Source organism: Vibrio sp. 10N.261.52.A1 (assembly GCF_002876325.1).
GTDB lineage: Bacteria > Pseudomonadota > Gammaproteobacteria > Enterobacterales > Vibrionaceae > Vibrio > Vibrio chagasii.
The window spans coordinates 1-4,565 of sequence record NZ_MCYD01001217.1; the positions used below are offsets into that span (position 1 = coordinate 1).

3 protein-coding genes are annotated in these 4,565 nt (G+C 45.0%); all 3 read left to right on the forward strand.

Annotation, left to right across the window (positions count from 1 at the left end; translation table 11 throughout):
- Positions 1-107 precede the first annotated feature (107 nt).
- The 3 genes from prfB to vpsR all read left to right on the forward strand — a co-directional run bounded on the left by prfB (position 108) and on the right by vpsR (position 4,394).
- A protein-coding gene (prfB, locus tag BCT81_RS25705; protein ID WP_100205982.1) for a peptide chain release factor 2 occupies positions 108-1,206 on the forward strand; the annotation gives its coding sequence in 2 pieces (ribosomal slippage) (positions 108-182 and positions 184-1,206; 1,098 coding nt in all).
- A 64-nt stretch (positions 1,207-1,270) separates the two neighbouring features.
- Complete coding sequence (lysS, locus tag BCT81_RS25710; protein WP_102426299.1) at positions 1,271-2,788, forward strand: lysine--tRNA ligase; 1,518 nt, start codon at positions 1,271-1,273, stop codon at positions 2,786-2,788.
- Between the two features lie 271 nt (positions 2,789-3,059).
- Positions 3,060-4,394, forward strand: coding sequence for a cyclic-di-GMP-binding transcriptional regulator VpsR (vpsR, locus tag BCT81_RS25715; RefSeq protein WP_102426300.1), 1,335 nt, complete (start codon positions 3,060-3,062; stop codon positions 4,392-4,394).
- Positions 4,395-4,565 lie beyond the last annotated feature (171 nt).

Genomic DNA, 4,565 nt, shown 5'->3' on the forward strand with positions numbered 1-4,565 from the left:
GTTGTAAGTGACTGAATATTGGTTTGCCCTCTAAAAATTTCTGTATCTCCGTCACACTTTTGAGTACAATTCTCCGGTTAAATTCTACTCATAAATGATGAGCTAAAATGTTTGAAATCAATCCTATAAAAAACCGTCTGCAGGATGTGTCTGAGCGCACAAATATCCTGAGGGGGTACCTTTGACTATGACGCTAAGAAAGAGCGTCTAGAAGAAGTAAACGCAGAGTTAGAACAACCGGATGTATGGAACGAACCTGAGCGTGCTCAAGCGCTAGGTAAAGAGCGTTCTGCACTGGAAGCGGTAGTAGAAACGATTGACCAACTTGACCAAGGTGTTGAGGATGTTGATGGCCTTCTAGAGCTAGCGGTTGAAGAAGAAGATCAAGAAACGTTCGACGAAATTGAACCAGAACTAGCGGAGCTTGAAGCTAAGTTAGGTAAACTTGAGTTCCGTCGAATGTTCTCTGGTGAGCATGACGCTTCAGATTGTTACATCGATCTACAGTCGGGTTCAGGTGGTACTGAAGCACAAGACTGGACTTCAATGATGCTGCGCATGTACTTGCGTTGGGCTGAAGCGAAGGGCTTCAAAACGGAAGTTATCGAGGTATCTGAAGGTGAAGTTGCTGGTTTGAAAGGTGCAACAGTACGTATCTCTGGTGAGTACGCGTACGGTTGGTTGCGTACAGAGACAGGTGTTCACCGTCTAGTTCGTAAATCACCATTTGATTCAAGTGGCCGTCGTCATACTTCATTTGCATCTGCGTTTATCTACCCAGAGATTGATGACAACATTACGATCGACATTAACCCTTCTGACTTACGTATTGACGTATACCGTGCTTCGGGCGCTGGTGGTCAGCACGTAAACACCACGGAATCGGCGGTACGTATTACTCACGTTCCTACCAACACTGTGGTTCAATGTCAGAATGACCGTTCGCAGCATAAGAACAAAGATCAAGCGATGAAGCAGCTACGTGCTAAGCTTTTTGAACTTGAGATTCAAAAACAAAATGCTGAAAAACAAGCGAATGAAGATACTAAATCAGACATCGGTTGGGGCAGCCAAATCCGCTCTTACGTTCTGGATGATTCACGTATCAAAGATTTACGCACCGGCATTGAAAACCGTAATACTCAAGCGGTTCTTGACGGTGACTTAGACAAATTTATTGAAGCTAGCCTGAAATCAGGTCTGTAAGCTTTTTACCGACTATATTTGCGAAAATATAGCTGTTCAAATTATACAAGCAGGGTACATCTCAATGACTGATGCTGTTCAAAACGAAAACGTACAAGAAGAAAACAAACTAATTGCTGAGCGCCGTAGCAAGCTGGATCACATCCGCCAAAGCTGCAAAGCAAATGGTCACCCAAATGATTTCCGCCGTGAGCACCTAGCTGGCGATCTTCAAGCGGAATTCGGTGAGAAGACTAAGGAAGAGCTAGAAGAGCTTAACCACATCGTTGCGATCGCTGGTCGTGTAATGGCGAAGCGTGGTCCATTCCTTGCGATTCAAGAAACTTCTGGTCGTATCCAAGCATACGCAGCGAAAGACGTACAAAAAGTACTGAAAGAGAAGTACCAAGGCCTAGATATCGGTGACATCATCGGTGTTAAAGGTGCACTTCATAAGTCAGGTAAAGGCGATCTTTACGTGAACATGGAAGAGTTTGAACTGCTGACTAAAGCTCTTCGTCCTCTACCAGAGAAGTTCCACGGTCTAACTGACCAAGAGATGCGTTACCGTCAGCGTTACGTTGACCTAATCGTGAACGAAGATTCTCGCAACGCATTCATCGTGCGTTCCAAGCTTGTTTCTTCAATCCGTAACTTCATGAGCTCAAAAGGCTACCTAGAAGTTGAAACGCCAATGATGCACGTGATCCCTGGTGGTGCGACTGCACGTCCATTCATCACTCACCACAACGCATTAGACATCGACATGTACCTACGTGTTGCACCTGAGCTTTACCTTAAGCGTCTAGTGGTTGGTGGTTTTGATCGTGTATTCGAGATCAACCGTAACTTCCGTAACGAAGGTCTGTCTCCACGTCATAACCCAGAATTCACAATGATGGAATTCTACCAAGCGTACTCTGATTACAAAGACCTTATGGATCTAACTGAAGAGATGCTAAGCACAGCGGCTATGGACGTTCTTGGTTCTACTTCTATGCCTTACGGTGACGAAACCGTTGAGTTCGGTGGCAAGTACGCGCGTATGAGCATGTTCGATGCGATCAAGCACTACAACCCTGAGCATGCTGAGATTCAAGCACTAACAGAAGCAGACCTACAAGACCGTGAGAAGATGGTAGCAATCGCGAAATCTGTACACGTTGAAGTAGAAACGTTCTGGACATGTGGTCAGCTTCTTGAAGAGATCTTTGGTGAAACGGCTGAGCCTCAGCTAATTCAACCAACGTTCATCACAGGCTACCCAGCGGATATCTCTCCTCTAGCTCGTCGTAGCGATGACAACCCGTTCTTCACAGACCGTTTTGAGTTCTTCATCGGTGGCCGTGAAGTAGCAAACGGCTTCTCTGAGCTTAACGATGCAGAAGACCAAGACGAGCGTTTCAAAGCGCAAGTTAACGCGAAAGACGCAGGCGATGATGAAGCAATGTACTACGATGCAGACTACATCACAGCACTTGAGCACGGCCTACCGCCAACAGCAGGTCAAGGTATCGGTATCGACCGTCTAGCAATGCTATTCACAAACACGCACACAATCCGTGACGTGATCTTGTTCCCGGCAATGCGCCCACAAGCGTAATTATCGCTTGAGGGTTATCGCAACTCGATCCAATAAAAAGCCACCTTCGGGTGGCTTTTTCTGTTTTTAGGCCTCAAAATCCAGCCTGTACCGCACTCTTGATTCGAAAAATCATTATTTCTGACATAGTCTTACTAATGAGACATAAAATCTAAGATAGTCTCTCTACTATAGGTTTCTGCATTGAATACGATCTCGCGGCATTTTGCCACGCGAATAAGCGGTGACTCGTATTAGCCTGATTTAAATAAAAATAGAATAAGGAAGAAGGATGGGAACTCAATTTAAGATGGATTCCTTGCCAGGTTCTCTTATCGTCGTTGGTGGTGCGTACGAACCCTGGTTATCTGTATTAGAGCAAGTGGGTTGGCAGTGTACCCAGTGTGCCGACTTACGAAAAGCGGATGCCTTGATTAATGAAATTGGTCCATGTATTGGCATTGTGGATCTTAGCCATGATGAATTCAGCCTTAATGGTATTGCTAACCTTGTGAGTAATAACAAGCAGGTAAGATGGCTCGCGTTTATCCGTGAATCTCAATTAAGTTCAGATACGATCTGCCAGTTTATCGTTAACTTTTGTATCGACTTTTTCACTGCCCCGATTCCAGACGCTCAGCTGTTAAGCACCATTGGTCACCAGTTAGGAATGCTTAAGCTTGAACAGAAAGTATGGCCAAACTATGGCATCAACAACAATATGGGACTGCTAGGCGACTCTGTGGCTGTGAAACGCCTAAGAGACCAAGTGAAGCGTATTGGCCCAACGGATGTCAGTATTCTGATTTATGGAGAGAGCGGTTCAGGTAAAGAGACGATTGCACGCTCTATTCATCAAAACTCCTCACGATCTCAAAAGCCATTTCTAACGGTGAACTGCCGTGCCTTGTCTGAAATGAGAATAGAATCTGAGGTATTTGGTATCTCCGAACAGCCAATGTCTTCTCCTTGTATGTTAGAAGAGGCTGATGGCGGCACCATCTTGCTCAATGATGTTTTGGCGATGCCACGTAATCAACAGTTGAATCTGCTGCGTTTTCTACAAGAAGGCAAGATTGAAACGGCTGATGGACCTAAGTCTGTTGATGTACGTATTCTGGCAGCAAACTCGTCTGATATCGAAAAAGCCTTAATCGAAGGGGATTTCAACGAAGAGCTTTATCACTACATTAATGTGCTACGCATTCATGTACCGAGCCTCAAAGAGCGCGTGAGTGATATTTCCGTATTAGCCAATCACTTCCTACGAGAGTATTCGAAAGAGTTTAACGCTCAGGCAAAGAGTTTTTCAGAAGATGCTATTCGCTCGATGAATCGCTATCACTGGCCAGGCAATGTTCGCGAATTGATGAACCAGATAAAGCGCGTTGTGTTGATGTCTGATGCTGTGATCATTGAGGAGCAGCAGCTTGACCTGCCAAAGCAGAATGATGAGCGACGCAGCTTGAAGAGCATTCGTGAACGTTCAGAGCGTGATGCCTTACTGATCGTCTTGGAATCTTATGGTGGACAGGTTTCATTAGCCGCTAAGGAACTGGGGGTGTCACGGGCAACCATGTACCGTTTACTGAATAAACACAGTCTGATTTCTGAGGGTGTTGTGTAGAACTCCCCTCTAAGTCATTAAATCTGTTAGTATAAATTTTAGAGCCACGCATGATGCGTGGCTTTTTTGTTGCTAATCGCTGCCTTTGTGTTCGAACAATCGGGAGATGAGCTCTTGGCTATTAAGAGAGATATGCTGTGATTTTATATAATCATAGTGAATATCTTATAT